This is a genomic window from Paenibacillus sp. TAF43_2 (assembly GCF_052113545.1).
GTDB lineage: Bacteria > Bacillota > Bacilli > Paenibacillales > Paenibacillaceae > Pristimantibacillus.
In genome coordinates, this window is the sequence record NZ_JBFRDK010000390.1 from 1 (window position 1) to 1,021 (window position 1,021).

Annotated in this window: 2 protein-coding genes; both read right to left on the reverse strand. The window is 35.6% G+C overall.

Features of this window, described 5'->3' with window-relative positions; genetic code table 11:
• Nucleotides 1-277 (reverse strand): histidine phosphatase family protein (locus AB4Z17_RS33630; RefSeq protein ID WP_441964800.1); only part of this gene is annotated, 277 nt, incomplete at its 3' end.
• Nucleotides 274-1,021: AraC family transcriptional regulator (locus AB4Z17_RS33635; protein ID WP_441964802.1), on the reverse strand; the 748-nt coding region annotated here is incomplete at its 5' end. The genes AB4Z17_RS33635 and AB4Z17_RS33630, both read right to left, overlap by 4 nt.

Here is a 1,021-nt window from a genome sequence, read left to right on the forward strand (position 1 = left end):
ATGTATGACGAAGCATTTCAAGCCAGTTAACATTGTTTTCGCCACATAAAACTCGTTCTGACAAGCGGTCATCCACATGACAGTTTACTTGAATTTTTTCAGCTAATGGAGAAATAGATTGAATGGCCCTTAGGAACGGACTCGAAATGATATGTTCGATAGGTTTGCCATGCAGAAATTCAGCTACCCGCTCAGCTTGCAGATAACCTTCTTCGGTAAGACTAGCACTTGGCGATTGCCCTTCTGCCTTGCAGTGTCTGACTACGTAGATGTTCAAGAATACCCCTCCGCCTCTATAAATTGATTAGTTCTATTTTTTCTATATTCCGAAGGCGTAATGCCTGCAATCGCTTTAAATGATGAAGAGAAATAATGCTGGTCGGCAAAATTCAGCTTTGTTGATATCTCGTTGATGTTTAGATTCGTGTTAAGCAAATATTGCTTGGCGAGCTCTATTTTGCGATTGCGAAAATAAGTATAAGGCGTTATACCATAACATTCTCGGAATAATTTAATAATGTAGTTTTTCGAATAACCAAGCTGCAATGAAACATCGTTAATATCGATAGCATTCTCGATGTTTAAATCCAAACATTGTTTAATGCGTTCAGGAATAGAGAGCACTTTATTTTCCAAATGGTTTTTTAAATGCAATATGATTTTAAACACAATAACTGAAATCTCATCTGTAATATCAGAGTAGTTTTTTTGCTTGGCAGATGCAATATTAAAGATTTCATTCATATAAGAAAGAATGTTGCAATCTTTCACAATATAGGTGTCTGCTGGCAAGTAATGCTTAAATAAACTTTCTGCAAATTCCCCATTAAAAACGACCCATATTTTAACCCACGGATTTTCTTCACTGGCATAATACTTATGATAACTATTTTTAGTTAAGAGATAGACGTCATTTTTCTGAGGATACAGCGTTTGGGATTCTATCTCGAGCACACCGCTTCCATCCATAATATATTCGAATGAAAATAAATTTTCACCCTTTCTCTCGATAATATAATTT